This window comes from Angustibacter aerolatus (genome assembly GCF_054776675.1).
This window is the reverse complement of sequence record NZ_BAAHBM010000033.1, coordinates 1-23,622: the sequence shown is the minus strand read 5'-3', so window position 1 is coordinate 23,622 and position 23,622 is coordinate 1. Positions and strand designations below refer to the sequence as shown.

28 protein-coding genes are annotated in these 23,622 nt (G+C 74.6%); 19 read left to right on the top strand and 9 right to left on the bottom strand.

What is annotated here, in order from left to right; genetic code table 11:
* Positions 1-42 precede the first annotated feature (42 nt).
* The gene (locus tag ACYVI6_RS09825) at positions 43-312 is read right to left on the bottom strand and encodes a hypothetical protein (RefSeq protein WP_460446198.1); all 270 of its coding nucleotides are present in this window, start codon (positions 310-312) and stop codon (positions 43-45) included.
* Between ACYVI6_RS09825 and ACYVI6_RS09820 the strand changes: the two genes are divergently transcribed.
* The 3 genes from ACYVI6_RS09820 to ACYVI6_RS09810 are packed head-to-tail and all read left to right on the top strand — an operon-like array spanning position 311 to position 1,862.
* Complete coding sequence (locus tag ACYVI6_RS09820; RefSeq protein ID WP_460446197.1) at positions 311-838, top strand: ferritin; 528 nt, start codon at positions 311-313, stop codon at positions 836-838. The genes ACYVI6_RS09825 and ACYVI6_RS09820 overlap by 2 nt on opposite strands.
* Positions 835-1,146 carry a 4a-hydroxytetrahydrobiopterin dehydratase gene (locus ACYVI6_RS09815; protein ID WP_460446211.1) on the top strand — a complete coding sequence of 104 codons (312 nt, stop codon included), beginning with the start codon at positions 835-837 and terminating at the stop codon, positions 1,144-1,146. The genes ACYVI6_RS09820 and ACYVI6_RS09815 overlap by 4 nt, the downstream gene beginning before the upstream one ends.
* Positions 1,143-1,862, top strand: coding sequence for a VIT1/CCC1 transporter family protein (locus ACYVI6_RS09810; protein ID WP_460446196.1), 720 nt, complete (start codon positions 1,143-1,145; stop codon positions 1,860-1,862). Before ACYVI6_RS09815 ends, ACYVI6_RS09810 begins: the two co-directional genes overlap by 4 nt.
* Here the strand turns inward: ACYVI6_RS09810 and ACYVI6_RS09805 are convergent.
* Together ACYVI6_RS09805 and ACYVI6_RS09800 are read right to left on the bottom strand one after the other, a co-directional pair.
* Positions 1,829-2,335, bottom strand: coding sequence for a GNAT family N-acetyltransferase (locus ACYVI6_RS09805; RefSeq protein ID WP_460446195.1), 507 nt, complete (start codon positions 2,333-2,335; stop codon positions 1,829-1,831). The two genes, ACYVI6_RS09810 and ACYVI6_RS09805, sit on opposite strands and share 34 nt — an antisense overlap.
* A 43-nt stretch (positions 2,336-2,378) precedes the next feature.
* Entirely contained in the window at positions 2,379-3,992 is a 1,614-nt protein-coding gene (locus ACYVI6_RS09800) for a hypothetical protein (RefSeq protein ID WP_460446194.1), read from the bottom strand.
* Between the two features lie 174 nt (positions 3,993-4,166).
* Between ACYVI6_RS09800 and ACYVI6_RS09795 the strand changes: the two genes are divergently transcribed.
* The 7 genes from ACYVI6_RS09795 to ACYVI6_RS09765 all read left to right on the top strand — a co-directional run bounded on the left by ACYVI6_RS09795 (position 4,167) and on the right by ACYVI6_RS09765 (position 9,496).
* Complete coding sequence (locus tag ACYVI6_RS09795) at positions 4,167-5,222, top strand: glycosyltransferase family 2 protein (protein ID WP_460446193.1); 1,056 nt, start codon at positions 4,167-4,169, stop codon at positions 5,220-5,222.
* Positions 5,223-5,276: 54 nt separating this feature from the next.
* Positions 5,277-5,765 (top strand): fluoride efflux transporter FluC, encoded by a 489-nt coding sequence (locus tag ACYVI6_RS09790; protein WP_460446192.1) that lies wholly within the window; start codon positions 5,277-5,279, stop codon positions 5,763-5,765.
* Positions 5,762-6,139, top strand: coding sequence for a fluoride efflux transporter CrcB (gene crcB, locus ACYVI6_RS09785; protein WP_284288036.1), 378 nt, complete (start codon positions 5,762-5,764; stop codon positions 6,137-6,139). The genes ACYVI6_RS09790 and crcB overlap by 4 nt, the downstream gene beginning before the upstream one ends.
* Positions 6,140-6,907 carry an alpha/beta fold hydrolase gene (locus ACYVI6_RS09780; protein WP_460446191.1) on the top strand — a complete coding sequence of 256 codons (768 nt, stop codon included), beginning with the start codon at positions 6,140-6,142 and terminating at the stop codon, positions 6,905-6,907. It abuts the gene before it with no gap.
* Between the two features lie 162 nt (positions 6,908-7,069).
* Complete coding sequence (locus ACYVI6_RS09775) at positions 7,070-7,675, top strand: GyrI-like domain-containing protein (RefSeq protein WP_460446190.1); 606 nt, start codon at positions 7,070-7,072, stop codon at positions 7,673-7,675.
* Positions 7,672-8,373, top strand: coding sequence for an alpha/beta fold hydrolase (locus ACYVI6_RS09770; protein WP_284288040.1), 702 nt, complete (start codon positions 7,672-7,674; stop codon positions 8,371-8,373). The genes ACYVI6_RS09775 and ACYVI6_RS09770 overlap by 4 nt, the downstream gene beginning before the upstream one ends.
* Before the next feature lie 82 nt (positions 8,374-8,455).
* Positions 8,456-9,496, top strand: a complete 1,041-nt coding sequence (locus ACYVI6_RS09765) for an NAD(P)-dependent alcohol dehydrogenase (RefSeq protein WP_460446189.1) — start codon at positions 8,456-8,458, stop codon at positions 9,494-9,496.
* A gap of 66 nt (positions 9,497-9,562) precedes the next feature.
* Here ACYVI6_RS09765 and ACYVI6_RS09760 read toward each other — a convergent pair whose 3' ends face one another.
* Entirely contained in the window at positions 9,563-10,534 is a 972-nt protein-coding gene (locus ACYVI6_RS09760) for an NAD-dependent epimerase/dehydratase family protein (RefSeq protein ID WP_460446188.1), read from the bottom strand.
* A 160-nt stretch (positions 10,535-10,694) separates the two neighbouring features.
* Between ACYVI6_RS09760 and ACYVI6_RS09755 the strand changes: the two genes are divergently transcribed.
* From ACYVI6_RS09755 to ACYVI6_RS09740, 4 genes are all read left to right on the top strand, one after another.
* Positions 10,695-11,255, top strand: a complete 561-nt coding sequence (locus ACYVI6_RS09755; protein ID WP_460446210.1) for an MBL fold metallo-hydrolase — start codon at positions 10,695-10,697, stop codon at positions 11,253-11,255.
* Positions 11,256-11,343: 88 nt separating this feature from the next.
* Positions 11,344-13,293, top strand: coding sequence for a potassium transporter Kup (locus ACYVI6_RS09750; RefSeq protein WP_460446187.1), 1,950 nt, complete (start codon positions 11,344-11,346; stop codon positions 13,291-13,293).
* 45 nt (positions 13,294-13,338) lie between these two features.
* Positions 13,339-13,941 (top strand): helix-turn-helix domain-containing protein, encoded by a 603-nt coding sequence (locus ACYVI6_RS09745; RefSeq protein ID WP_460446186.1) that lies wholly within the window; start codon positions 13,339-13,341, stop codon positions 13,939-13,941.
* A gap of 148 nt (positions 13,942-14,089) precedes the next feature.
* Positions 14,090-14,521 (top strand): hypothetical protein, encoded by a 432-nt coding sequence (locus ACYVI6_RS09740; protein ID WP_460446185.1) that lies wholly within the window; start codon positions 14,090-14,092, stop codon positions 14,519-14,521.
* On the opposite strand, the gene ychF is transcribed toward ACYVI6_RS09740, so the two are convergent.
* Both ychF and ACYVI6_RS09730 read right to left on the bottom strand, forming a co-directional pair.
* The gene (gene ychF / locus ACYVI6_RS09735; RefSeq protein ID WP_460446184.1) at positions 14,511-15,596 is read right to left on the bottom strand and encodes a redox-regulated ATPase YchF; all 1,086 of its coding nucleotides are present in this window, start codon (positions 15,594-15,596) and stop codon (positions 14,511-14,513) included. The genes ACYVI6_RS09740 and ychF overlap by 11 nt on opposite strands.
* A 12-nt stretch (positions 15,597-15,608) precedes the next feature.
* On the bottom strand, positions 15,609-16,205 hold the full coding sequence (locus ACYVI6_RS09730) for a class I SAM-dependent methyltransferase (protein ID WP_460446183.1): 597 nt from the start codon (positions 16,203-16,205) through the stop codon (positions 15,609-15,611).
* 58 nt (positions 16,206-16,263) lie between these two features.
* Here ACYVI6_RS09730 and ACYVI6_RS09725 point away from each other — a divergent pair, with 58 nt between their 5' ends.
* On the top strand, positions 16,264-17,430 hold the full coding sequence (locus tag ACYVI6_RS09725) for a DNA recombination protein RmuC (RefSeq protein ID WP_460446182.1): 1,167 nt from the start codon (positions 16,264-16,266) through the stop codon (positions 17,428-17,430).
* Between the two features lie 2 nt (positions 17,431-17,432).
* On the opposite strand, the gene ACYVI6_RS09720 is transcribed toward ACYVI6_RS09725, so the two are convergent.
* Complete coding sequence (locus ACYVI6_RS09720; RefSeq protein WP_460446181.1) at positions 17,433-18,476, bottom strand: 4-hydroxy-3-methylbut-2-enyl diphosphate reductase; 1,044 nt, start codon at positions 18,474-18,476, stop codon at positions 17,433-17,435.
* 2 nt (positions 18,477-18,478) lie between these two features.
* On the opposite strand from ACYVI6_RS09720, the gene xseA reads away from it, so the two are divergent.
* Positions 18,479-19,798 (top strand): exodeoxyribonuclease VII large subunit, encoded by a 1,320-nt coding sequence (xseA, locus tag ACYVI6_RS09715; RefSeq protein ID WP_460446180.1) that lies wholly within the window; start codon positions 18,479-18,481, stop codon positions 19,796-19,798.
* Between the two features lie 114 nt (positions 19,799-19,912).
* On the opposite strand, the gene ACYVI6_RS09710 is transcribed toward xseA, so the two are convergent.
* Entirely contained in the window at positions 19,913-20,809 is an 897-nt protein-coding gene (locus ACYVI6_RS09710; RefSeq protein ID WP_460446179.1) for an SDR family oxidoreductase, read from the bottom strand.
* Between the two features lie 96 nt (positions 20,810-20,905).
* On the opposite strand from ACYVI6_RS09710, the gene ACYVI6_RS09705 reads away from it, so the two are divergent.
* Positions 20,906-21,490, top strand: coding sequence for a TetR/AcrR family transcriptional regulator (locus ACYVI6_RS09705; RefSeq protein WP_460446178.1), 585 nt, complete (start codon positions 20,906-20,908; stop codon positions 21,488-21,490).
* A gap of 321 nt (positions 21,491-21,811) precedes the next feature.
* Positions 21,812-22,135, top strand: coding sequence for an exodeoxyribonuclease VII small subunit (locus ACYVI6_RS09700; RefSeq protein ID WP_460446177.1), 324 nt, complete (start codon positions 21,812-21,814; stop codon positions 22,133-22,135).
* 84 nt (positions 22,136-22,219) lie between these two features.
* On the opposite strand, the gene ACYVI6_RS09695 is transcribed toward ACYVI6_RS09700, so the two are convergent.
* Positions 22,220-22,831 carry a DUF4245 domain-containing protein gene (locus ACYVI6_RS09695; RefSeq protein WP_460446176.1) on the bottom strand — a complete coding sequence of 204 codons (612 nt, stop codon included), beginning with the start codon at positions 22,829-22,831 and terminating at the stop codon, positions 22,220-22,222.
* Positions 22,832-22,902: 71 nt separating this feature from the next.
* Between ACYVI6_RS09695 and ACYVI6_RS09690 the strand changes: the two genes are divergently transcribed.
* Positions 22,903-23,622, top strand: a 720-nt coding sequence (locus tag ACYVI6_RS09690; protein ID WP_460446175.1) for a PfkB family carbohydrate kinase, incomplete at its 3' end; no start/stop codon positions are given.

Below are 23,622 nucleotides of genomic sequence, written 5' to 3'. Positions count from 1 at the left end.
AGCCGTTCGTCAGAAGTCAGGGAGCGACCCGAGTCTAGTTGCTCAGCCGGCCGGCTCGACCCAGCCGTCGAACTGGGCCGCGAGGTCCTCCAGGCCGGCCCGGTCGACGAGCGGCTCGTCGGACGCCGGCACGGCCACGACCGCGAGCCACTGGGCGTCCTCGGCGTCGTCGTCGCCGGCGAGCGCGTCGCGGTGCACGTCGACGGCGAGCCCGCGCCCGCGCAGGCCGTCGGCGAGCCGCTCGGCGGCGTCGCGCTCGGGCAGCACGAGCACGACGTGCTCCACCACCGGTTCAGTAGGCTCGGGTCCCATGAGCGCCTCCTTCCTCGACCTGCTGCGTCAGCAGATCCGCAACGAGTTCACGGCCTCGCAGCAGTACGTGGCGGTCGCGGTCTGGTTCGACGACTTCGACATGCCCCGGATGGCCGCGCACTTCTACGCGCAGTCCGTCGAGGAGCGCAACCACGCGATGATGATGGTGCAGTACCTGCTCGACTGCGACGAGAAGGTGCAGGTGCCCGGCGTCGACGACGTCCGCACCGACTTCCGCGACGCCGTCGAGCCGATCCAGCTCGCGCTCGAGCAGGAGAAGGTCGTGACCGACCAGATCGAGCGGCTGGCCAAGACGGCTCGCGACCAGGGCGACTACCGCGGCGAGCAGTTCATGCAGTGGTTCCTGAAGGAGCAGGTCGAGGAGGTCGCCTCCATGACCACGCTGCTCACGATCGCCCGGCGCGCCGGCGACAACATGTTCCACCTCGAGGACTTCGTGGCGCGCGAGATGGCCGCCGAGGCCGGCGACGCCACCGCCCCGGCGGCCGCGGGCGGCGCGCTCTGAGCCGGCTGCTCGACGCCGAGGAGACCACCCGCCAGCTGCGCGACCTGGCGGGCTGGTCGCTCGACGGCGCCGCCCTGGTGGCCCGCTACGAGCTGCCCGACTGGACGGCGGCGATGCGGTTCGTGCAGGAGCTGGGCCTCGAGGCCGAGCAGATGGACCACCATCCCGACCTCGACGTGCGCTGGCGCTCGGTGCTGGTGCGCTGCTCGACGCACTCGGCCGGCGGCGTGACGCAGCTGGACGTCGAGCTGGCGCACCGGGCGCAGGACTGGGCGGCCCGGCTCGGCGGCGGCCCGGCAGCGGCGTGAGCGCCACCCCCGACGTCCACCCGCACGAGGGCGAGCAGCACGGCGCGTCGGTCGGTGCGCGGCTGAACCGGCTGCGGGCCGGCGTGCTGGGTGCGAACGACGGCATCGTCTCGACGGCCGGCATCGTGGTCGGCGTGGCCGGTGCCACGGCGAGCCGGGGCGCGGTGCTCACCGCGGGCGTCGCGGGTCTGGTCGCGGGCGCGCTGTCGATGGCGGCCGGCGAGTACGTCTCGGTCGGCTCGCAGCGCGACACCCAGCAGGCGCTGCTGGCGAAGGAGGCGCGCGAGCTGCGCGAGATGCCGGACGCCGAGCTGGCCGAGCTCGCCGGTCTGTACGAGGCGAAGGGCCTGACGCCCGAGCTGGCGCACGAGGTCGCCGAGCAGCTGACCGCCCACGACGCGCTCGCCGCGCACGTCGACGCCGAGCTCGGCATCGACCCCGACGACCTCACCGACCCGTGGCAGGCGGCCGGCGCGTCGGCCGCGTCGTTCGTGGTGGGCGCGCTGCTGCCGCTGCTCGCGATCACCCTGGCGCCGCACGCGCTGCGGGTCCCGGTGACCTTCGTCGCCGTGCTGCTCGCGCTCGTGGTGACGGGTGTGGCGAGCGCCCGGCTGGGCGGCGCCGGTGTGTCGAAGGCGGTGCGCCGCACCGTGGTCGGCGGCGCGCTCGCCATGGCGGTGACCTACGCGGTGGGCCGCGCGGTGGGCGGCTGGTAGCCGGCCGGGCGCTGCATCACCACGACGTCGATGCCGTGCTCGTCGTGGCCCTCGCGGACGCGCTGGTAGCCGCGCCGCTCGTACCAGGCCAGGTTGCTCGCCGAGACGGCACCGGTGAAGAGCTCGAAGCGCTCGACGTCGACGGCGTCGTGGGCGGCCTCGAGCAGCCGGCTGCCGACGCCGCGGCCCTGCTGGTCGGGCGCGACGGCGATCCGCCCGACGTGGCCGGTGCCGTTCTCGACCCGCACGCGCACCGAGCCGACGACCCGCTCGCCACCGCCCGGCCGCTCGTCGAGCGCGGCGAGCACCACGACGTCCGGCGACGCGACCGCGGCCCGCACGGAGTCGAGGGGCTCGGTCAGCGGCGGCAGCACGGGGGTGCCCTGCAGCAGCGCCTCGCCGACGAACGCCGCGCGCTGCACGGTGAGCAGCTCGCCGCAGTCGGCGTCGGTGGCGGTCCGGATGCGCAGCACGGCCCCGACCCTAGGGCGGGTCGGGGCCGTGCGGCGGGTCGGGTCAGCTCTGGCGGTGCCGGCGCTCGATGCGCACGCTGAGCGACCCCTCGTCGTCGTCCGGGTGGGTGTCCCAGACCGCCAGCGACGCCTTGCCGTCGTGGTCGGGCCGGTACACGTAGGTGTAGACGTGGTCGGCGCTGCAGCCGGTCGACTGCAGGTCGGTGCCGTCGAGGTAGACGTCGTAGGCGTCCATGCTCGGGCGGAGCGGCTCGGAGGTGCGGGCCCGCTGCCAGCTGCCCGTGGCGGTCAGCGTGCACTCGCCGTCGCTCAGCACGCCGTCACCGGCGGTGAAGGTGCCCGACACGGTGACCCGGTAGCTGCGGCCGGCCTGCAGGACGCCGGTCGTCGTGGTGGCCGCCGTCGGCGACAGCTCGACGGTCTCGTCCTCCAGCGGGTCGCCGGCGGTGTCGACCGCCGCGGCCTGCGGCTCGGCCGGCATCGCCGGGAGCGCCGCGCGGTACGGCCACGGGTTCGCGCCGGCGCGCAGCACCCGCACGCTGAGCGAGCCGGTGTTGTCGGTGCGCACGGTGTCGTCGAGCTTCACCGTGACCGGGCCGGTCTTCGTGGGCGTGTAGTCCCACACGTAGGTGTGCGACTCGCGGTCGCAGTCGCCGCCGGTCAGCGACCACCAGCGGCTGACGCCGCCGACGAGCACCTTCAGCCGGGTGGCCGAGGTCGTGTTCTCGGCCGTGCGCGACCACTGCGCGTCGTCCGACCGGTGCCACGAGCAGGCGGCGTCGGCGACGCGGGTGCCGGGACCGAACCCGTAGGTGCCGGACGCGACGAGGCGGTACGTGGTGCCCTTGCGCAGCGAGAACGTGGTCGTCGTGCCGGTGGAGGTGCCCTTCAGCCCGAGCGTCACGACGGGCCGCTTCGCCTGGTCGAGCACCGGCGGCGTCGTCGGCTTCGGGGCGGGCTTCGTCGGCTTCGGCGCGGGCTTGGTCGGCTTGGTGGGCTTGGTGGTGGGCGGGGTGGCGGCGCCGCTGACCGTGCCGTCCCAGAACGACGTCGTGCCCTTGGCGCCGGCCCAGCTCAGCGAGATGTGCACGTGGTTGCGGTGGCGCAGGGTGTCGCCGCAGGCCGACAGCTTCTTCTTCTTCGGGCAGCCGGCGTTGCGGTAGGGGACGCCCTGATAGCCGCGCGAGGCGCTGTAGATCGTGTCGTCCCAGATCAGGTACATGATCCCCATGCGGCGAGCGATCGCGTCCTTCGAGCCGTACTTGTCGGTGGCGAACGCCAGCTTCATGAACGCCTTGACCTGCGCGCGGTTCTTCGCGCTGTGCACGCTGACCCGCCAGTCGAAGGCGCGACCCTCCTTGTGCTCGCTCTTGCCGCCGGTGGCGCAGCCGCGCACGATGCCGCTGCTGCCGGTGCCCGCGTACCGGGTCATCAGCCACTTCTGCAGGGCGAGGGTGCCCTTCTTCGCGGTGGGCGAGCAGACGGTCTGCCCGACGTACTGCGGCGCCGCCTCGATCTTCTTGCTGAACACGGGCACCTTGCCCGGCTTGGCGCCGGCCGCCATGGCGCTGGCGGGGACGAGGACGGTCAGGAACGCCGCGATGGCGGCGAGGAGCTTGGTCGTGGTCGCGTGTCGTCGGTTGCGGTTCGAGCTCATGGGTGTCGTCGGTCTCCGGTCGCGGTCGGGTGGTGTCGCTCCCGAGCCCCGGCACCGGCAGTGACCACCCCCTCTCGGCCAGTTGATCTTGCTCCCTGAGTCGCCGGACGCCGAGCGCGCCGGCCGCCTCGCCCGCTCGGGCATGGGGCCGTGGCCACGGGGTAGGTGCCTCCCGTGTCGCGCACCACGTCCCCCACCGCTCCCACGCGCCCCGATCGCCTCGACGCCGAGGTGGTGATCCCCGTGCGCTGGGACCGGCTGCCCGCGGCCGAGCACGCCGCCGAGGTCGAGGCGATGGCCGGCTACCTGCGCGGGCTGTCCGGCCTCGCCGACGTGACGGTGGTCGACGGCTCGTGCCCCGACCGCTTCGCCGAGCACGCCCGCGCCTGGGCGCCGTCCGCGCGGCACGTGGCCCCGACCGGCGGCACGGCGGTGGGCGTCAACGGCAAGGTCGTCGGCGCGATGACCGGCGTGCTGCTGGCCCGGCACGAGCGGGTGGTGCTCGCCGACGACGACGTGCGCTACGACCGCGACACGCTGACGCAGGTGGTGCGGCTGCTCGACGACGCCGACCTGGTGCGCCCGCAGAACGTGTTCTCGCAGTGGCCCTGGCACGCGCGCTGGGACGGCGCCCGCCAGCTCGTCGGCCGCGGTCTGGGCGGTGACTGGCCGGGCACCTTCGGCGTCCGGCGCAGCACGCTGCGGCGCACCGGCGGGTGGGACGCGCGGGTGCTCTTCGAGAACCTCGAGCTGCTGCGCACCGTGCGCGCGGCCGGTGGCCGGGTCGTCGACGCGCCCGACGTGCTGGTGCCCCGGGTGCCGCCGAGCGCCGCGCACTTCTGGTCGCAGCGGGTGCGGCAGGCCTACGACGACCTCGCCCAGCCCTGGCGGCTGGTACCGGCCCTCGCCACCGTGCCCGTCTGCCTGGTCGCCGCCGTCACCCGGCCGCAGTGGCTGCTCGGGCTGGCCCTGGTGCCGGTGGCCCTGTCGCTGGCCGGCTGGCTGCGGGCCGGCGCCTGGCGCGGGGTGCCTGCCACCGTGCCGCTCTGGGCACCGGCCTGGGGCCTCGAGCGCGCCGTCTGCTCCTGGCTGGCGCTCGCCGCCCGGCTGCGCGGCGGCGTCGTGTACGCCGGCACCCGGATGCCGGTGGCCGCGCACTCCCGCCGCTGGCTCGCCCGCCGCCACGGCGCCACCCGGTCGACGTCGCGGGTCGGCGCCCGGTCTGGATAGCCCCGGCCCCGTATCCTCGCGCCGACGCGTGGCACCACGACCGGGAGGAGCGCCGTGAGCCTGCCCGGAGGGGCGCGCGAGCCGGTCGACCCCGACGCCGGCCGAGCGCTGCGAGCACCGGTTCCGCTGGTGCGGGGGCAGCTCGACGTGCTGGCGGTGATCGCAGCCGGCGGCGGCCTCGGGGCGCTGGCGCGGTGGGGGCTGGCGCTCGCGGTGCCGCACCGCACCGGCGCGTTCCCGGTGAGCACGCTGGTGACGAACCTGGTCGGGTCGCTGCTGCTCGGGGCGCTGATGGTGGTGGTCACCGACGTCCGGCCGGGCTCGCGGTACCTGCGCCCGTTCGCCGGGGTCGGGGTGCTCGGCGGGTTCACGACGTTCTCGACGGCGACGGGCGACGTGCACGCGATGGCGGACGCCGGCCGGCTGCCGCTCGCCGCGCTGTACCTGCTGCTCAGCGTGGTCGGGGGCCTGCTGGCGGTGGCGGTGGGGCTGGCCGCGGCGCGCCGGCTGGTGCGGCGTCGTCCGGCGGGGGCGCGCTCGTGACGGGGCTGCTCGTCGTCGTCGGCGCGGTCGTCGGCGCGCCCACCCGCTACCTGGTCGACCGGCTGGTGTCGGCGCGGCACGGGTCGCGGGTGCCGTGGGGCACGATCACCGTCAACGCCGCCGGCTCGCTGGTGCTGGGGCTGCTCACCGGCCTGCTCGGCGCCGGGCGCGGCGGGGCGGCCGTGAGCGCCCTGGTCGGCACCGGGTTCTGCGGCGCCCTCACCACGTTCTCGACGTTCTCGTTCGAGACCGTGCGGCTGCTTGAGGAGCGGCGGCTGCCGGCTGCGGTGGTCAACGTGGTCGTCAGCCTGCTGGCCGGGCTGCTCGCGTTCGTCGGCGGCGACGCCGCGGGCGCGGCGCTGGGTGGTGGCTAGGTGCGGGCCGGCGGGGTCGACTTCCACGTCGTGCAGCACGGCAGCGGACGGCCGGTGCTGGTGCTGCACGGCGCCGGGGTCGACCACCGCGAGGCCGAGGCGTGCTTCGAGCCGGCGCTGGACGGCGCGGGACTGCGCCGGCTCTACCCCGACCTCCCCGGGCACGGCCGCACCGCCGCACCGCCGTCGCTGCGGGGTGCCGACGACGTCGTCGACGCGCTGCTCGAGCTCGCGCAGCTCGCCGGCGACGGTGAGCCGGTGCTGCTGGTCGGCCACTCCGCCGGCGGGTACCTCGCGCTCGCCGTGGCGCAGCGGCGCCCCTCGCTCGTCGCCGGCCTCGCCCTCGTCTGCCCGCTGCTGGCCGGCACCCACGACGTCCCGGCGCACCGGGTGGTCGTGGGCGACGGCCGGCTCGGTGACGAGGGCTACCGCGGCTACCTCGTGATCCAGACGCCGTCGACCCTCGAGCGGTACGAGCGCTACGTCGCGCCGGCGGCCGCGATCGTCGACGAGGAGGCGGCGGCCCGGATCGGCGCGCGCTGGGCGGTGCGCGACGACGGGCCCCCGTACGCCGGGCCGGTGCTCGTGGTGGCCGGCCGGCTCGACGCGACGGTCGGGTGGGCGGCGGCCGCCGAGCCGGCGGGCCGGCACCCGCACGCGGCGCTGGCGGTGCTGGACGACGCGGGGCACGCCCTGCCGCACGAGCAGCCCGAGGTGCTGCGCGCGCTGCTGCAGGAGTGGCTGCGCCGCGTGGCGAGCGGCGGCTGACGCGGTGCGAGCGGGACGAACCGGCGCACCGTCTCTGGAGCGAGGCGACACGCAGCGCCGCGACGACGGCTGCACCAGCCCCGGGCCGCGGACGAGGGCTCGCGCGCAGCGACCCTCCCTCGGCAGACTGAGCCACTTGCGACGTCCGGGAGGTGGCGGGTGGTGCTCGACCTGAAGCGGCTGCCCGCCTACACCGCCCGGCGCGGCCGGTTCGACGTCGTGCAGGTGCCGCCGCTGCAGCACCTGGCCGTCGACGGCCGCGGCGACCCGAACACGTCCCGCGAGTACGCCGACGCCGTCACCTCGCTCTACCCGCTCGCCTACCGCCTCAAGGCGATCGGCCGGCAGCAGCCCGAGCGCGCCCACGTGGTGATGCCGCTCGAGGCGCTGTGGTGGTCCGACGACCTCGCTGCGTTCACCAGCGCACGCGACAAGGGCGCCTGGAGCTGGCGACTGCTGATCGCCGTGCCCGACTGGGTGACCGGCGAGCACGTCGAGGCGGCGCGGGACGCGGCGCGGCGATCGGCCCCACCCGCCCTCGACCGCGTGCGCCTCGAGCCGTTCGACGAGGGGCTCGTCGTGCAGACCCTGCACGTCGGCCCGTACGACGAGGAGGGCCCGGTCATCGAGGCGCTGCACGCGTTCGCCGCCGCGCAGGGGCTGCGCCTGACCGGCCACCACCACGAGGTCTACCTCGGCGACCCGCGGCGCAGCACGCCCGACCGGCTGCGCACGATCCTGCGGCAGCCCGTCGAGCCGGCCGCATGACGGCCGACCCCACGACGGCGAGGGTGCCGGTGGGCGCCGTCGTGCTGGGCGTCCGCACCTGGCGCCCCGACGTCGTCCACCACCCGCCGCTCGTGCTGCTGCCCGGCACCGGTGACACCGCCGAGGCCTGGGACGTCGTGGCGCCGGCGCTCGCGTCGGCGCGGCTCGTGCACGCGGTCGACCTGCGCGGGCACGGAGCCAGCGACCGGCCCGGCCGGTACTCGATCGCGCTGATGGCGGGCGACGTGGCCGCGCTGCTGCCGCGGCTCCCCGACGGCCAGGTCGACCTCGTCGGGCACTCCCTCGGCGGGCTCGTCGCGCTCGACGTCGCCGCCGCCCACCCCGGCCTGGTGCGCCGGCTGGTGCTGGAGGACGTCGGCCTGCTGCGCCCCCGGGCGCCTGCACCGCCGGCCCGCCCGCCGGGCGACCTGGCGTTCGACTGGCGGGTCGTCGAGCAGGTGCGGCCCGAGATCGACGACCCGGACCCCCGATGGCGTGCGGTCGTCGCCGGCGTCCGGGCGCCCGCGCTGGTGATCGGCGGCGGCCCCACCAGCCACGTGCCGCAGGAGCAGGTGGCCGACCTGGCGCGCGCGCTGCCCGACGGCCACCTCATGACGATCGAGGCCGGGCACCTGGTGCACGACGTGGAGCCGGAGCGCTTCGTCGAGGTGGTCGAGACCTTCCTCACCTCGGGTTGACGGTCGGTCGGGGCATGCGGTGGCCGGGGTCGGTGTTGCCGCCGACGATCCCGAACCCGAGCTCCAAGGAGAACCACCGAGCATGCGCGTCACCGCCTACGCCGCCCCCGCAGCCGGGGAGCCCCTGGCCCCCACGACCATCGAGCGCCGCGAGGTCGGCCCGAACGACGTGCTCATCGCGATCGAGTACGCCGGCATCTGCCACTCCGACATCCACACCGTGAACGGCGACTGGGGCCCGCAGCCCTTCCCGGTCGTGCCCGGCCACGAGATCGTCGGCACGGTCGCCGAGGTCGGCGCCGACGTCACGAAGCACCAGGTGGGCCAGCGCGTCGGCGTCGGCTGCATGGTCAACTCGTGCGGCGAGTGCGCCAGCTGCCTGGCCGGCGACGAGCAGTACTGCCTGCAGGGCAACGTCGGCACGTACGCCTCGACCGACCGCGACGGCACCACGACGCAGGGCGGCTACTCGACCCACGTGGTCGTCGACGCCGACTTCGTGCTCACCGTGCCCGAGGGCATCGACCCCGCCGCCGCGGCCCCGCTGCTGTGCGCCGGCATCACCACCTACTCGCCGCTGCGCCACTGGGGCGCCGGCCCCGGCAAGCAGGTCGCGGTCGTCGGCCTCGGCGGGCTCGGCCACATGGGCGTCAAGCTCGCGCACGCGATGGGCGCCGAGGTCACCGTGCTCTCGCAGTCGCTGAAGAAGCAGGAGGACGGCCTGCGGCTCGGCGCCGACCACTACTTCGCGACCAGCGACCCCGAGACGTTCGAGCAGCTCGAGGGCCGCTTCGACCTGATCGTCAACACGGTCAGCGCGCCGATCGACGTCGACGCCTACCTGTCGCTGCTGACGATCGGCGGCACGCTGGTCAACGTCGGCGCCCCGCCGGAGCCGTTGCCGGTCAACGCCTTCAGCCTCATCGGCGGCCGTCGCTCGTTCGCCGGCTCGATGATCGGCGGCATCGCCGAGACCCAGGAGATGCTCGACTTCTGCGCCGAGCACGGGCTGGGCGCCGAGGTCGAGGTCATCTCGTCCGACCGGATCAACGACGCCTACGAGCGGGTGCTGGCGTCCGACGTCCGCTACCGGTTCGTGATCGACGCCTCGACCCTCGCCTGATCCCCTTGTGAGACAGAGCCTGCGGGCGCGTCCACCGATTCACGGTGGGCGCGCCCGTCGGCGTCTCTAGACCGTGAGCGGGCCGGCGACGTCGAGCCGGTCGTGCTCGATCAGCCAGCGCACCGACTCCAGCACGGCGGACGCCGCGTCGTACCTCGGCGCGTAGCCGAGCAGGGCGCTCGGCTTGTCGGTGCTCACGAAGTGACTGCGAGACAGGTGCTCCCAGCTCTGGTCCGCGAACTCCATCGTCGTCGCCTCGCGGAATGCGTCCCAGCTGACCGGGTGCAGGTCGGCCGTCTGACCGAACCAGCTCGCCGCGGTCTCGGCGTAGCCGCGGACCGTCAGCGCGGTGGGGGCCACCGCGTGGAAGTCCTCACCGGCCGCCTCGTCGCGGTGCTCGACGGCGAGCGCGAAGACCTGCGCGACGTCGTCGGCGTGCACGTGGTGCATCAGCTCGGCACCGATGCCCGGGACGGCGAGCGGCTGCCCGGCCGAGAGCGTGCGCCACACCGACGGGTCGAGGTTGCCGAGCGGGCCGATCGGCAGCCAGCCCTCCCCCACGATGTGCCCGGGGTGCACGGACGTCGTGGCGAACCCGGTCTCGGCGGTCTCGCGCTGCAGCATCCGGGCGATCGCGTCCTTCTGCGTGCCGTACTCACCGACCGCCGGCGTACCCCCGCCCTCGCGGATCGGCAGCTGCGTCGTCGGGCCGTACCGCCAGATCGAGCCGCAGTGCAGCAGGTGCCCGACCTCGCCGCGCAGCGCGTCGACCAGCGCCTGCGCCGAGTCGAGCGTGAAGCAGACCAGGTCGACGACGGCGTCCGGCTGCAGGTCGAGCACCGTGCGGCCGAAGGTGCCCTCGGCGTCCTGCTGCTCGCGGTCGGCGCGCACCTGCCGCACGCTCGCCCACTCGGGTGCGTCGGCGTACGCGGTGCTGCTGCCCCGGCTGACGTTGACCACCTCGTGCCCGGCGCGCACGAGGCGCGGCACGAGGTGGGTGCCGATGTGGCCGCTGCCCCCGACGACGACGATGCGCATGCTCGCACCCTGCCGCACGAGCCCGGCTCCCGCTCGATGACTTCTGTGCCGGTGCGCGGTCGTACCCTCGACCGCCCGACCTGGAGGAGACGACGTGGCTGACCCGACGTGGACGATCACCCCGGTGCAGGTCGCCGACCTGCTGGCGGCCGGCGAGCGGATGCCGGTCTGCGTGCACCTGCTCGAACGCGACGGGGTGCGCGTGCTCGTCGACACCGGCCTGACGCAGCTGCACCCCGCCGTCGCCGACATGGACCCGCGGCTCGTCCCCTGGACCGGCGCGGACGGCGTCGACCTCGCGACCGTCGACCACGTCGTGAACACGCACCTGCACTTCGACCACTGCGGCGGGAACCACCTCTTCGCCGGCACCCCGGTGCACGTGCAGCGCGCCGAGCTCGACGACGTCCGCACCGGAGCCGTCGCCACGATCCCCGAGTGGGTCGACGCGCCCGGCGTCGAGTACCGGCCGGTCGACGGCGAGCTCGAGCTGCTGCCGGGCCTGCGCCTCGTGCCCGCCCCCGGCCACACTCGCGGGTCCCAGGTCGTCGTCGTCCAGACGGCGGAGGGCCTCGAGGTCGTCGCGGGCGACACCTTCGTCTGGCACGGACAGGTCGACGAGCCCACCACCGAGGGGCAGCGGCTCGTGCTCGGCCTGGACCCCGTCGCGATCTGGATGTCGCACGAGCGGCAGCCCTGGCGCCCGGCCCAGGCCGACTGACCGACGCGGCGGGCACCGGGCGAGGAGTTCGGCGAGACTGTCGCGAGCGGGGTGTCGACCCCGCCTCGTGTCGCCCGAAGGGACCGCTGTGACCGGTACGACCGTGGTCGAGGGCGAGCAGGCGCCAGGCCCCGTGGAGCGGCCCGGGCCACCGCACGCCGTCCGCACCGGCCTCGTGCTGGCGGCGCTCGGGGTCGTGTTCGGTGACATCGGCACCAGCCCGCTGTACGCGCTCGAGACCGTGTTCTCGATCGACGGCGGCGCGGTGCGCCCCACTCCCGGCGACGTGTACGGCGTCGTCTCGCTCATGTTCTGGTCCGTCACGCTCATCGTGTCGGTGAAGTACGTCGGCGTCGTGATGCGCGCCGACAACGAGGGCGAGGGCGGGGTGCTCGCCCTGGCGGCGCTGGCCCGCCGGCTCTACAGCCAGCGGGGTGGGCGCTCGGGTGCGCTCCTGCTGGTCGGGGTCGTCGGGGTGTCGTTGTTCTACGGCGACTCCCTGATCACCCCGGCGATCAGCGTGCTGTCGGCGGTTGAGGGCCTGGAGGTCGCCGCCCCGAGCCTGAGCCACGTCGTCCTGCCCATCGCGGTCGTGATCGTGGTGCTGCTGTTCGCCGGACAGCGGTTCGGCACCGGCCGGGTGGGGCGGCTGTTCGGACCCGTCACCGTGCTGTGGCTGCTGGCACTGGCGGCCGGTGGCGTGTGGCGGGCGGCCTCCGAACCGCAGGTGCTCAAGGCGCTGTCGCCCACCTACGGGGCGGCCTTCGTCGTCGCGCACCCGGGCATCGCCTTCGTCGCGATGGGCGCGATCGTGCTCGTCATCACCGGGGCCGAGGCGCTGTACGCCGACATGGGGCACTTCGGCAGGCAGCCGATCCTGCGGGCCTGGTTCTTCCTCGTCTTCCCCGCACTCACGTTGAACTACCTGGGACAGGCGGCGCTGATCCTCGACCACCCCGGGGCCGAGCACGACCCGTTCTTCCTGCTCTACCCCGAGTGGGCGCGCCTGCCGGTCGTGGTGCTGGCGACCGCGGCGACGGTGATCGCCAGCCAGGCGGTGATCTCCGGGGCGTTCTCGCTGACGCGTCAGGCCATGCAGCTCGGGCTGCTGCCACCGCAGACGGTCAAGCAGACCTCCGAGCAGGAGGGCGGCCAGATCTACCTGCCGGGTCTCAACGCGCTGCTGCTCGTCGGGGTGCTGGTGCTCCTGCTCGCCTTCCGGTCGTCGGCGCGGCTGGCGACGGCGTACGGCGTCTCGGTGACCGGCGCCCTGGTCGTCGACACCGTGCTGCTGCTGCTGGTCGCACGCGTGCTGTGGGGCTGGCGGCCGTGGAAGCTGGCCCTCGCGGCCGTGGCGTTCGGCCTCGTCGAGGTGGTGTTCCTCGCGGCGAACCTGTCGAAGGTGGCCCACGGCGGCTGGCTGCCGCTGCTCATCGCGACGTCCGTGTTCGTGGTGATGACCACCTGGCGGCGCGGGCGCGAGATCGTCTCGGTCAACCGCCGGGCGAAGGAGGGCTCGCTCGCCGACTTCGTGGAGGAGGTGCGCGAGCGGAAGCTGCCGAGGGTGCCCGGCGTCGCCGTCTTCCCGCACCCCGGCAAGGACACGGTGCCGCTGGCGCTGCGGGCGAACACCGACCACAACCAGGTGCTGCACGAGTCGGTGATCATCGTGACGGTGGTCTCCGCGAACGTCCCGCACGTCCCCGCCGCAGAGCGCCTGACCGCCGACGACCTGGGACGCGCCGACGACGGCATCCAGCACCTGTCGATCCGGCTCGGCTTCTCCGACCAGCCCGACCTCCCCGCCGCGCTGCAGCAGGCCTGCGACGAATCGGTGCTGGAGAACGCCGTCCACGACATCAGCGACGCCTCGTACTTCGTCTCCCGCGGTGCCATCCGCCGCAGCCGCGCCCCCGGCATGCGCGGCTGGCGCAAGACGCTCTTCATCGGCCTGGCCCACAACGCCGCCGACCCCGCCGCCTACTTCGGCCTCCCCGGGAGCCAGACCGTCACGATGGGCAGCGACGTCGACGTGTGACCCCGGCGCCGACTGGTGCGTTATCCGATCTGATGACGTCGCGGGGTGGATCGAGACAGCCGTGCCGTCGTCGAGGGGCTGGCCGCTGCCCTCGCCGACAGCGGGCTGACCCAGGCGGAGCTCGCGACGGCGCTCGGCACGTCGCCGTCGCGGTTCTCGACGTACCGCACCGGTTCGACCATGCCGACCGCGGCGTTCTACCTCAGGGCGCTCCGGCTCGCCGCCGGCCTCCGTGCCGCCCGGTCCAGCGGCTGGATGACCCCGCAGTCCACGGTGCGCGAGGTGCGTCAGGCCCTGCGCGACGGCGACGCCGTGTGGGCGCTCAAGCTGGTGCTGCAGGCCCGCGACCACGTGCGCGAGGTGCTGCACGAGGACGACGCAGCGGCCGATGCCTGGCACGCCGTCCCGCGCAGCACGGGCAGCCGCGAGTGGGACGCGCTCCTCGCGGCGCTGGTCGAGCACGAGTTCGTGGCGACTGACCGAGAACCTCCGCGCTGGACCGAAGTCGACCCTGGTGACGAGCGGCCGCAGGTCGACTTCGTGCTCCCGAGCCTCCTCCTGGGCGTTGACGAGATCCGCGCGACGACGCCGACGTGGCTCGCGGCCCACGGCGTCTTCGCGGCCGAACGCGACCTGACCACCGCATGAGCGCCGTCGAGCTCGGGCGGCCCAGATCGAGCGCCTCCTGGAGGCGCTCGGCGAGCGGCTTCGAGCCCCCGGTGTCGCCGCCAGCGTGTACGTCGTCGGGGGCGCAGCCATCCCGGTCACGGTTCGCGACGGCCGCCGCACCGTCGACGTGGACGCCGTCGTCTCGGACCACGTCGTCCGGGAGGAGGCCCGTGCGCTGGCCGAGCAGCGGGCGCGGCCGCCGAGCTGGCTCAACGAGAGCGCCAGGGCGTGGGTGCCGCCACGATCTGCTGCGGCCGAGCGGCCGCCGAGCGCTCCCGGCCTCACCGTGCACCGGGCGCCGGTGGAGCACCTCCTGGCGATGAAGCTCGTCGCGCTCCGACCCCAGGACGCACCGGACGTCGTCGCGCTGGCGGAACGCCTCGAGCTCGGCGAGGACCCAGCGTCCTACCAGCAGCTCCTGCGACGCGTGTACCGGGACGACGACGTCCTACAGATCCTGCTCGGGGTGCCGTTCGACGACGTGGCCGACGAGGCGCTGCGCCGTGGCGAGACCGCGGTGCGCCTGCTGCTGCAGGAGCGGCAACGAGTCACACGTTGAAGCGGAACTCCACGACATCGCCGTCGGCCATGACGTAGTCCTTGCCCTCGATGCGCACGCGGCCCTTGGACTTGGCCTCGGCCATGGAGCCGAGCTGGTCGAGGTCGTCGAAGGAGACGACCTCGGCCTTGATGAAGCCGCGCTGGAAGTCGGTGTGGATGACGCCAGCGGCCTGGGGGGCGGTCCAGCCCTTGTGGATCGTCCAGGCGCGCGACTCCTTCGGACCTGCCGTCAGGTAGGTCTGCAGGCCGAGGGTGTCGAAGCCGATGCGGGCGAGCTGGTCGAGGCCCGACTCGTCCTGGCCGATGCCGGCGAGCAGCTCGGCGGCCTCCTCGGCGTCGAGCTCGGCGAGCTCGGACTCGACCTGCGCGTCGAGGTAGATCGCCTCGGACGGCGCCACCAGGTCGCGCAGCTCGGCCTGCTTGGCGGTGTCGGCGAGGCCGGCCTCGTCGAGGTTGAACACGTAGAGGAACGGCTTCGCGGTGAGCAGCGACAGCTCGCGCAGGTCGTCCAGCTCGATGCCCGCCTTCGCGGCGCCGGCGTAGAGCGTGGTGCCGCCCTCGAGCAGCTGCTGCGCGGCCTGCGCCGCGGCCAGCACCTTCGGGTCGGCCTTCTTGCCGCGCACCTCCTTCTCGAGGCGCGGCACGGCGTTCTCGAGCGTCTGCAGGTCGGCGAGGATCAGCTCGGTGTTGATCGTCTCGATGTCGGACGCCGGGTCGACGCGACCGTCGACGTGCACGACGTCCGGGTCGTCGAAGGCGCGGATGACCTGGCAGATCGCGTCGGCCTCGCGGATGTTGGCGAGGAACTTGTTGCCCAGGCCCTCGCCCTCGCTCGCGCCCTTCACGATGCCGGCGATGTCGACGAACGACACGGTGGCGGGCAGGATCTTGGCGCTGCCGTGGATCTCGCTCAGCCGGTCGAGGCGCTTGTCGGGCAGCGGCACGACCCCGACGTTCGGCTCGATGGTCGCGAACGGGTAGTTCGCCGCCAGCACGTCGTTCTTCGTGAGGGCGTTGAACAGGGTGGACTTGCCGACGTTGGGCAGTCCGACGATGCCGATGGTGAGGGCCACGAAGACAAGATCCTACCGGCGGTCGACGGCCACCACGTACGAGCCGTCGCCCACCTCGCCGTCCCAGCCGCCCCAGCGGTGCACCGCGGTCAGGCCGGACGCCGCGCACCACGCCGCGTAGTCGGCCTCCGTCACGTGCCGGTCGGCCGCGAACCCGACCACGAGCAGACCGCCGGGCCGCAGCACCGTCGCGAGCGCCGCGACCGCCCGCTCCTCGGTGCCCGGCGCGAGGTACACGACGACGTTGCCGGGCGCGGCGACCAGGTCGTACCCGTCGCCCGCGAGCGCCGGCGCGTCGAGCAGGTCGCCGAGCACCCACCGGACGTCGACCCCGGCGCTGGCCGCGTCGCGCTCGGCCTCCGCGAGCATCGAGGCGTCGACGTCGAGCCCGGTGACGTCGTACCCGCGGCGGGCCAGCTCGACCGCGACCCGACCGGTGCCGCACCCGGCGTCGAGCACCCGGGCGGGCGTCGGCACGAGGGCGCCGAGGGCGTCCGCCTCGCCGTGCACGGCACCGCCTGCGGCGTGCAGCCGGCGGATGCGCTCGGCGTACACGGCGCCGCGCGTGCCGCCGGTCTCGGCGATCCAGCGGGTGGTCGGGTGCGACATGCCGCCGACCCTACGAGGGTCGCCGGGGTTGTCGGTGGGGCCTGGCACGGTGTGCCGCATGACGATCCTGGTGGCGGCCCTGTGCCTGCTGGCCGGTGCGCTGGTCGGTGTGCTGGTCACCCGCTCGTGGGCCGCTGCGCGCGCAGCCGGTCTGGTGGCCGAGCGCGAGCTGCTGCGCGAGCGCGTGGTCGACCTCGAGGCCGACGTCGGGCGCGACCGCGAGCTGGCGGCCGTGCTGGGGCCGCTGCGCGACGGGCTGCAGCGCGTCGAGCGGCAGGTGGGGGTGCTCGAGCGCGACCGCACCGAGCAGTTCGCCCGGCTCGGTGAGCAGCTGAGCGCGGTCGCCTCGGGCGGCGAGGCGCTGCGCGAGCAGACGTCGGCGCTGACCGGTGCGCTGCGCTCGTCGGGCACCCGCGGGGTGTGGGGCGAGGTGCAGCTGCGCCGGGTCGTCGAGCACGCCGGCATGCTCGCGCACGTCGACTTCGAGGAGCAGGCGTCCGCACCCGGTCCGCACGGCCGCACGGTGCGGCCCGACCTGCTGGTGCGCCTGCCCGGCGGCAAGCAGCTGGTGGTCGACGCGAAGGCGCCGCTCGCGTCCTTCCTCGACGCCGCGGGCGCCGACGACGCCGAGCGCGCTGCGCTGCTCGCCGCCCACGCCAGGGCGTTGCGCGGGCACGTCGACGCGCTGGCCGCGAGGGGCTACTGGCAGGCGTTCACGCCGACTCCCGAGATGGTGGTCTGCTTCGTGCCGGCCGACGCCGTGCTGGCGGCGGCGCTCGACGCCGACCCCGGCCTGCACGAGCACGCGATGAGCCAGCGGGTGGTGCTGGCCTCCCCCGCCACGCTGATGGCGCTGCTGCGCACCGTCGCCTTCACCTGGCAGCAGGACGCGCTGGCCGGCAACGCCCGCGAGCTGTTCGAGGTCGGCCGCGAGCTGTACGTGCGGCTCGGCAGCCTGGGCGCCCACGCCACGAAGCTCGGCCGCTCGCTCGCTCGTGGGGTCGAGGACTACAACGCCATGATCGGTGCGCTCGAGCGGCGGGTGCTGGTGTCGGCCCGGCGCATGCACGACCTGGGGCTGAGCCACGACCCGCTCGACGAGCTGTCGGTGCTCGACGCCGTTCCGCGCCTGGTCACGGCGTCCGAGCTGCTCGATGACGACCGGCTGGTCAACGGCACCCCGGCCGACGACGGGCAGCCGCCTGCCGCGGGGCGCAGCGCGTGAGGCTAGATCGACGCGAGGGGCAGCGAGCGCCCCGCCGCCACCGTCTCGGGGCGGCCGGCTGCCTTCAGGTCGCGGCGCAGCTCGCGCGGCAGCTGGAAGAGCAGGCTCTCCTGGGCGGAGGTGACCTCCTCGACGGCGCCGTAGCCGCGCTCGGCGAGGTAGGCGAGCACGTCCCGCACCAGCACCTCGGGCACGCTCGCCCCGCTCGTCACGCCCACCGTGGTGACGCCGTCCAGCCAGGTCTCGTCGATCTCGTCGGCGTAGTCGATCAGGTACGAGGCGCGCGACCCGTGCTCGAGCGCCACCTCGACCAGCCGCACCGAGTTCGACGAGTTGCGCGAGCCCACGACGATCATCAGCTCGGACTGCGGCGCGATCTCCTTCACCGCCACCTGGCGGTTCTGGGTGGCGTAGCAGATGTCGTCGCTGGGCGGGTCCTGCAGGTTCGGGAAGCGCGCCTTCAGCCGTCGCACCGTCTCGAGCGTCTCGTCGACCGACAGCGTGGTCTGCGACAGCCACACCAGCCGCTCGGGGTCGCGCACCACGATCGTGTCGGCGGCGTCCGGTCCGTCGACGAGCTGCACGTTGTCGGGCGCCTCGCCGGCGGTGCCGACGACCTCCTCGTGGCCCTCGTGACCGATGAGCAGGATCTCGAAGTCGTCGCTGGCGAACCGGCGCGCCTCGTTGTGCACCTTCGTGACCAGCGGGCAGGTCGCGTCGATCGTGCGCAGCTGCAGCCGCAGAGCGTCCTGGTGCACCGTCGGCGCCACGCCGTGCGCCGAGAACACGACCGTCGCGCCCTCCGGCACCTCGTCGGTCTCGTCGACGAAGATCGCCCCGCGCTGCTCGAGCGTGCGCACGACGTGCACGTTGTGCACGATCTGCTTGCGCACGTAGACCGGGGCGCCGTAGAGGTCGAGCGCCTGCTCGACGGCCTGCACGGCTCGGTCGACGCCGGCGCAGTAGCCACGCGGTGCAGCGAGCAGGACGCGCTTGGCGGTGTCGGTCACGTACCCATGGTAAGCGTTCGCGTGCGTAGGCTGCACCGGTGAGCGCAGCACCCGGCGGACGGCAGCTGCCCGAGCGCGCCCTCGACACCACGCCCGAGCAGCCGTGGCCGGTGCGGCTGCTCAGCGCCAAGATCAGCGACTACGTCGACCGCATGCCCCCGGTGTGGGTCGAGGGGCAGGTGGTGCAGCTCACGAAGCGTCCCGGCACCACCACCGCCTACCTGACCCTGCGTGACGCCGACGTCGACTTCTCGCTGCAGGTCAGCGCGCACTGGCGGGTGCTCGCCGCGATGGACGTCGGGCTGACCGAGGGCGCCCGGGTCGTGGTGCACGCCAAGCCGTCGTACTGGGTCAAGCGCGGCACCCTCACCCTGCAGGCCGACGCGATCCGCCCGGTGGGCGTCGGCGAGCTGCTCGCCCGCATCGAGCACCTCAAGCGGGTGCTGGCCGCCGAGGGCCTGCTCGCCGCCGACCGCAAGCGCCCGCTGCCGTTCCTGCCCGAGGTGGTCGGCCTGGTCTGCGGCCGGGCCAGCGCCGCCGAGCGCGACGTCGTCGAGAACGCCCGCCGCCGGTGGCCTGCCGTCCGCTTCGCCGTGCGACAGGTCGCCGTCCAGGGACCGAACGCCGTGACCCAGGTGACAGCGGCGCTGCAGGAGCTCGACCGCAACCCGGACGTCGACGTGATCATCATCGCCCGCGGCGGCGGCGCGCTCGAGGACCTGCTGCCGTTCAGCAACGAGACCCTCGTGCGGGCGGTCGTCGCGGCCCGCACCCCGGTGGTCAGCGCGATCGGCCACGAGGTCGACACCCCGCTGCTCGACCTCGTCGCCGACGTCCGCGCCTCGACACCGACCGACGCCGCCAAGCTCGTGGTGCCCGACGTCGCCGAGCAGCTCGCCGGCATCGAGGCCGCCCGCGCCCGGCTGCGGCACGCCGTCGGTGCGCGGGTGCGGCACGAGCAGGCGGTGCTCGACGCGCTGCGCTCGCGGCCGGTGCTGGCCGAGCCGACCGTGGTCGTCGACGCGATGCAGCACCAGGTCGAGGCAGCCCGCGACCGGGCCCGCCGCACCCTCGCGCACCGCCTCGACCGAGCCGGCGACGAGGTGCGGCACCTCGCCACCCAGGTGCGGGCGCTGTCACCCGCCGCGACGCTCGAGCGCGGCTACGCCGTGGTCCAGCACCAGCAGGGCCGGGTGCTGCTCGACCCCGACCTGGTCGAGACGGGCGAGCGCCTGCGCATCCGGCTGGCGCACGGCGTGCTGCACGCGCGCGCCGAGGCGGACGACGCAGCCGCACCGGCCGAGCCGGGACCCGCCGCAGCGCCGAAGCCGGCTCGCAGCCGCGCCCGCCGCACCTGACGCCGCACCCGGCAGACCTGACACCGGACCCGGCAGACCTGACACCGGACCCGGCAACTCGAGGGCGCGACCCGGCGGCGCACCACGGGCGTGCGAAGACCAGGGCCCGCGGGCTCAGACCGGGAAGTACGCGCCGCCGCGAAGGTCCTCGACCAGCGTGGGTCCGGTCGGCGTCCAGCCGAGCAGCTTGCGGGTGTGCTCGCTCGAGGCACCGAGGTCCATGCCGAAGAACCCACCGATCCAGCCGAAGTGCTCGCCGGCGGCGTCCGGCGCGACGCTGCGCACCGGCAGGCCCAGCCCCGCACCGATGGCCTCGGCGACCTCACGGGTGGGGATGCCCTCCTCGGCCACGACGTGCAGCCGGCTGCCTGCGGGAGCGACGTCGAGGGCGAGCGCGACGAGCCGCGCGGCGTCCGAGCGGTGCACGGCGGCCCAGCGGTTGGCGCCGTCGCCGACGTACGCCGAGACGCCCTGCCGGCGTGCGACGTCGACCAGCACCGAGACGAAGCCGTGGTCGCCGGTGCCGTGCACGGTGGGCGCGAAGCGCAGGGCGATGCTGCGCACCCCGCGGTCGGCGTACGACAGCGTGAGGTTCTCGGTGCCGCCGCGCATCGCGGTCGGGCCGTCGAAGGGCGAGCGGTCGTCCTCGGTCGCCAGCCGTCCGGAGGCGAGCCCGGCCGCGCCGGACGCCAGCAGCAGCGGCCGGTCCGAACCCTCCAGCTCGTCGAGGAGCGTCTCGACAGCCTGCCGCTCCGCGCGGTTCGTGCCCACCGGGTCGGTGAAGTCGTGCTTGTTGGCCAGGTGCAGCACGGCGTCGGCGGCTGCGGCCCCGGCGCGCAGGCCGTCGAGGTCGTCGAGGTCGCCTCGCCGCACGCTCGCGCCGGCAGTGACGAGCCGCTCGGCCGAGGCGCCGGACCGGGCCAGGCCCTCGACCTGGTGACCGGCGGCGAGCAGCTGCTCGACCGAGGCGGAGCCGATCCAACCGGATGCTCCGGTGACGAACACGCGCATGGTGGTGCCCTTCTGAGGATGGAGTGCAGTGAAGTCAGGGACTGACATGGACGCTACACCGACATGTCAGTGCCTGTCATCAGTACGCTGGTCGCCATGAGCCGCTGGGAACCGGGTGCGCGCGAGCGCCTGCAGACGGCTGCGCTCGAGCTGTACGCCGAGCAGGGCTTCGAGCAGACCACCGTGGCCGACATCGCCCGGCGCGTCGGCCTCACCGAGCGCACCTTCTTCCGGCACTTCGCCGACAAGCGCGAGGTGCTCTTCCACGGTCAGGACGCGCTGACCCAGGCGTTCCTCGACGGCGTCGTCGCGGCGCCCGAGGGGTCCTCCCCCATGCAGCTCGTCGTGTCGGCGCTCGAGTCGTCGACCGGCTGGTTCCCTGACGAGCGCCGTGCCCACTCGCGGCAGCGGCAGGCGGTCATCGACGCCCACCCCGGTCTGCAGGAGCGCGAGCTGCTGAAGCTGGCTGCGCTCGGCACCACCCTGACGGAGGCCCTGCGAGCGCGCGGGGTCGGCGACCCGGCGGCCCGGCTGGCGGCCGAGTTCGGCGTCACCGTGTTCGGCGTCGCCTTCACCCAGTGGCTGGCGGACGGCGAGGAGCGGTCGATGGGCGAGCTGCAGACCGCCGCGCTGCGCGAGCTCGGCGCCATGACCGCGGCGCTGCCAGACACTTCTCGCTGACGGCCCCTCACGGGTCGAGCCGGACCGCTCCGGTGCGCAGCCTCACGTGGCGCCGGCACCCTTCGAGGGGCGTGCAACCCCATGGGACGGTGCGCCAGCCGACTTCACGTGGCGCGCGACCGGGGGCCAGCGCGCGGGGCCAGCGCGCCGAGCCGCAGCGTCTTCGTCTCGCTCGCCGCCGCAGCCTCAGGTGGCGCCGGCACCCTTCGAGCGGCGTGCAACCCCAGGGAAGGGTGCGCCAGCCGACTTCACGTGGCGCGCTGCACGAAGCGGGCGGGGTGCGAGGGGTGGCTGTGGGTGGGCGCGGCTAGGGTCTCGGGCGTGCCGAGGGCCACGCCGAAGACCGACCCGCTCGCCGACCTGTCGTACGAGCAGGCTCGCGACGAGCTGCTCGACGTCGTGCGGCGGCTCGAGGCGGGCGGCACCAGCCTGGAGGACTCGCTGGCGCTGTGGGAGCGGGGCGAGGCGCTGGCGGCCCGCTGTCAGACGTGGCTCGACGGCGCGCGCGAGCGGCTCGACGCGGCGCACGGCAGCCAGCCCGCCCTGCTCGACGACGAGGACGACCTCGGCGACGCGGACGACGACACCGCCGAGGACGACGAGGACGACGAGGACGACGACGACCCGGCCTCGGACGAGACCTGACGCGAGGCGGCGGGCGCACCCCGACGCGACCCCGGCGTCACGGCAGCCGTCACGGATGCGGCGGGCGTCAGGACGGGCCGGGGGTCAGGGCAGCGGGCGCAGGCTCTGGGCGAGCTGCCCGAGCTCGTCGAAGCCGGCGGTGCCGGTGACCACGGTGGTGACGCCGCCGCTGGTGCTGACCAGGCTGTTCTGCACCTTGTCGGTGCGCACGTAGCGGGTCCAGGTGCGGCCGACGAGGTCGACGGTGCCGGCGGTCGGGGCGCGGTTCGTCTGCGCGCGCACCCACTCGGCGGGGGCGTCCTGGCCCTGCTCGACGGCGGCGTACTGGTCGCTCGAGGTCTGGTAGCCCGCGTGCCAGGTGAGCACGCCGGCGGTCGAGCGGGTGGTGCGCACGCTCGTGGCGCGCCAGTCGCTCGGCAGGCCGGTCGGCACCGACGGCGTGAAGTCGACCTGCTCGGCCGCCGCGACGGCACCGCGCGCGACGTCGACCGGGGGCTGCACGACCGAGTTGGTGCGCGGCACGAGGAGCAGCACGACGGCGACGGCGCCGAGCACGACGAGCATCGAGATGACCATCGACTGCCAGTTCGAGCGGCGGCGCTCGGTGCGCCGCTCGGCCCGCAGCTGCTCTGGGTCGCCGACGACGCCGGTCAGCACCTCGCGGCGCCGCCCGTGCCCGGCTGCTGGTTCGCTCACGCCCCCATCGTCCCTGATCGGCGGCGTCCGGGCGCAACTCGGGTGCTGGGGCGGCCCGATAGGCTCCCCGCGTGACCGACCTCTCCCCTGCTGTGCAGCAACCGTTCTTGGTGGTCGGCGAGGCGCTCGTCGACGTCGTCGACCGCACGGCCCTCGGTGACAGCGAGCCGCAGCGCCACCCGGGCGGCTCCCCGCTCAACGTCGCGGTCGGTCTGGCCCGGCTCGGCCACGTGGCGCGCTTCGCGACCCGCATCGGCGACGACGCGGACGGCGCGGCGGTGCGCGCGCACGTCGAGCACGACGGGGTGCGGCTCGAGCCGGGCTCGCTGGTGCCGGGGCGCACGGCCACCTCGACCGCCGTGCTCGACACCTCCGGCGCGGCGCAGTACGAGTTCGACATCGTGAACGAGCTGCCCGCGATCGACCCCACCGGTGCGGCCCACCTGCACACCGGCTCGATCGGTGCGGCGCTGCGCCCGGGCCGCGACACCGTGCGCGCGGCGGTGCTGGCCGCGCGGGGCACGGCGGTCACCACGTCGTACGACCCCAACCTGCGCCCGCGCATCATCGGCCCGGCCGACGACGAGCGACCCGGCGTCGAGGAGCTCGTGGCGGCGTGCGACGTCGTGAAGGCGAGCGACGAGGACCTGGCGTGGCTCTACCCCGGCGAGGAGGTCGCGGCGGTGCTGGCGCGCTGGGCGCGGCTCGGCCCGGCGCTCGTCATCGTCACCCGCGGCGACGAGGGCGCGCTCGCGGCCCGGGCCGCCGCACCCGACGACGCGCTCGCCGTC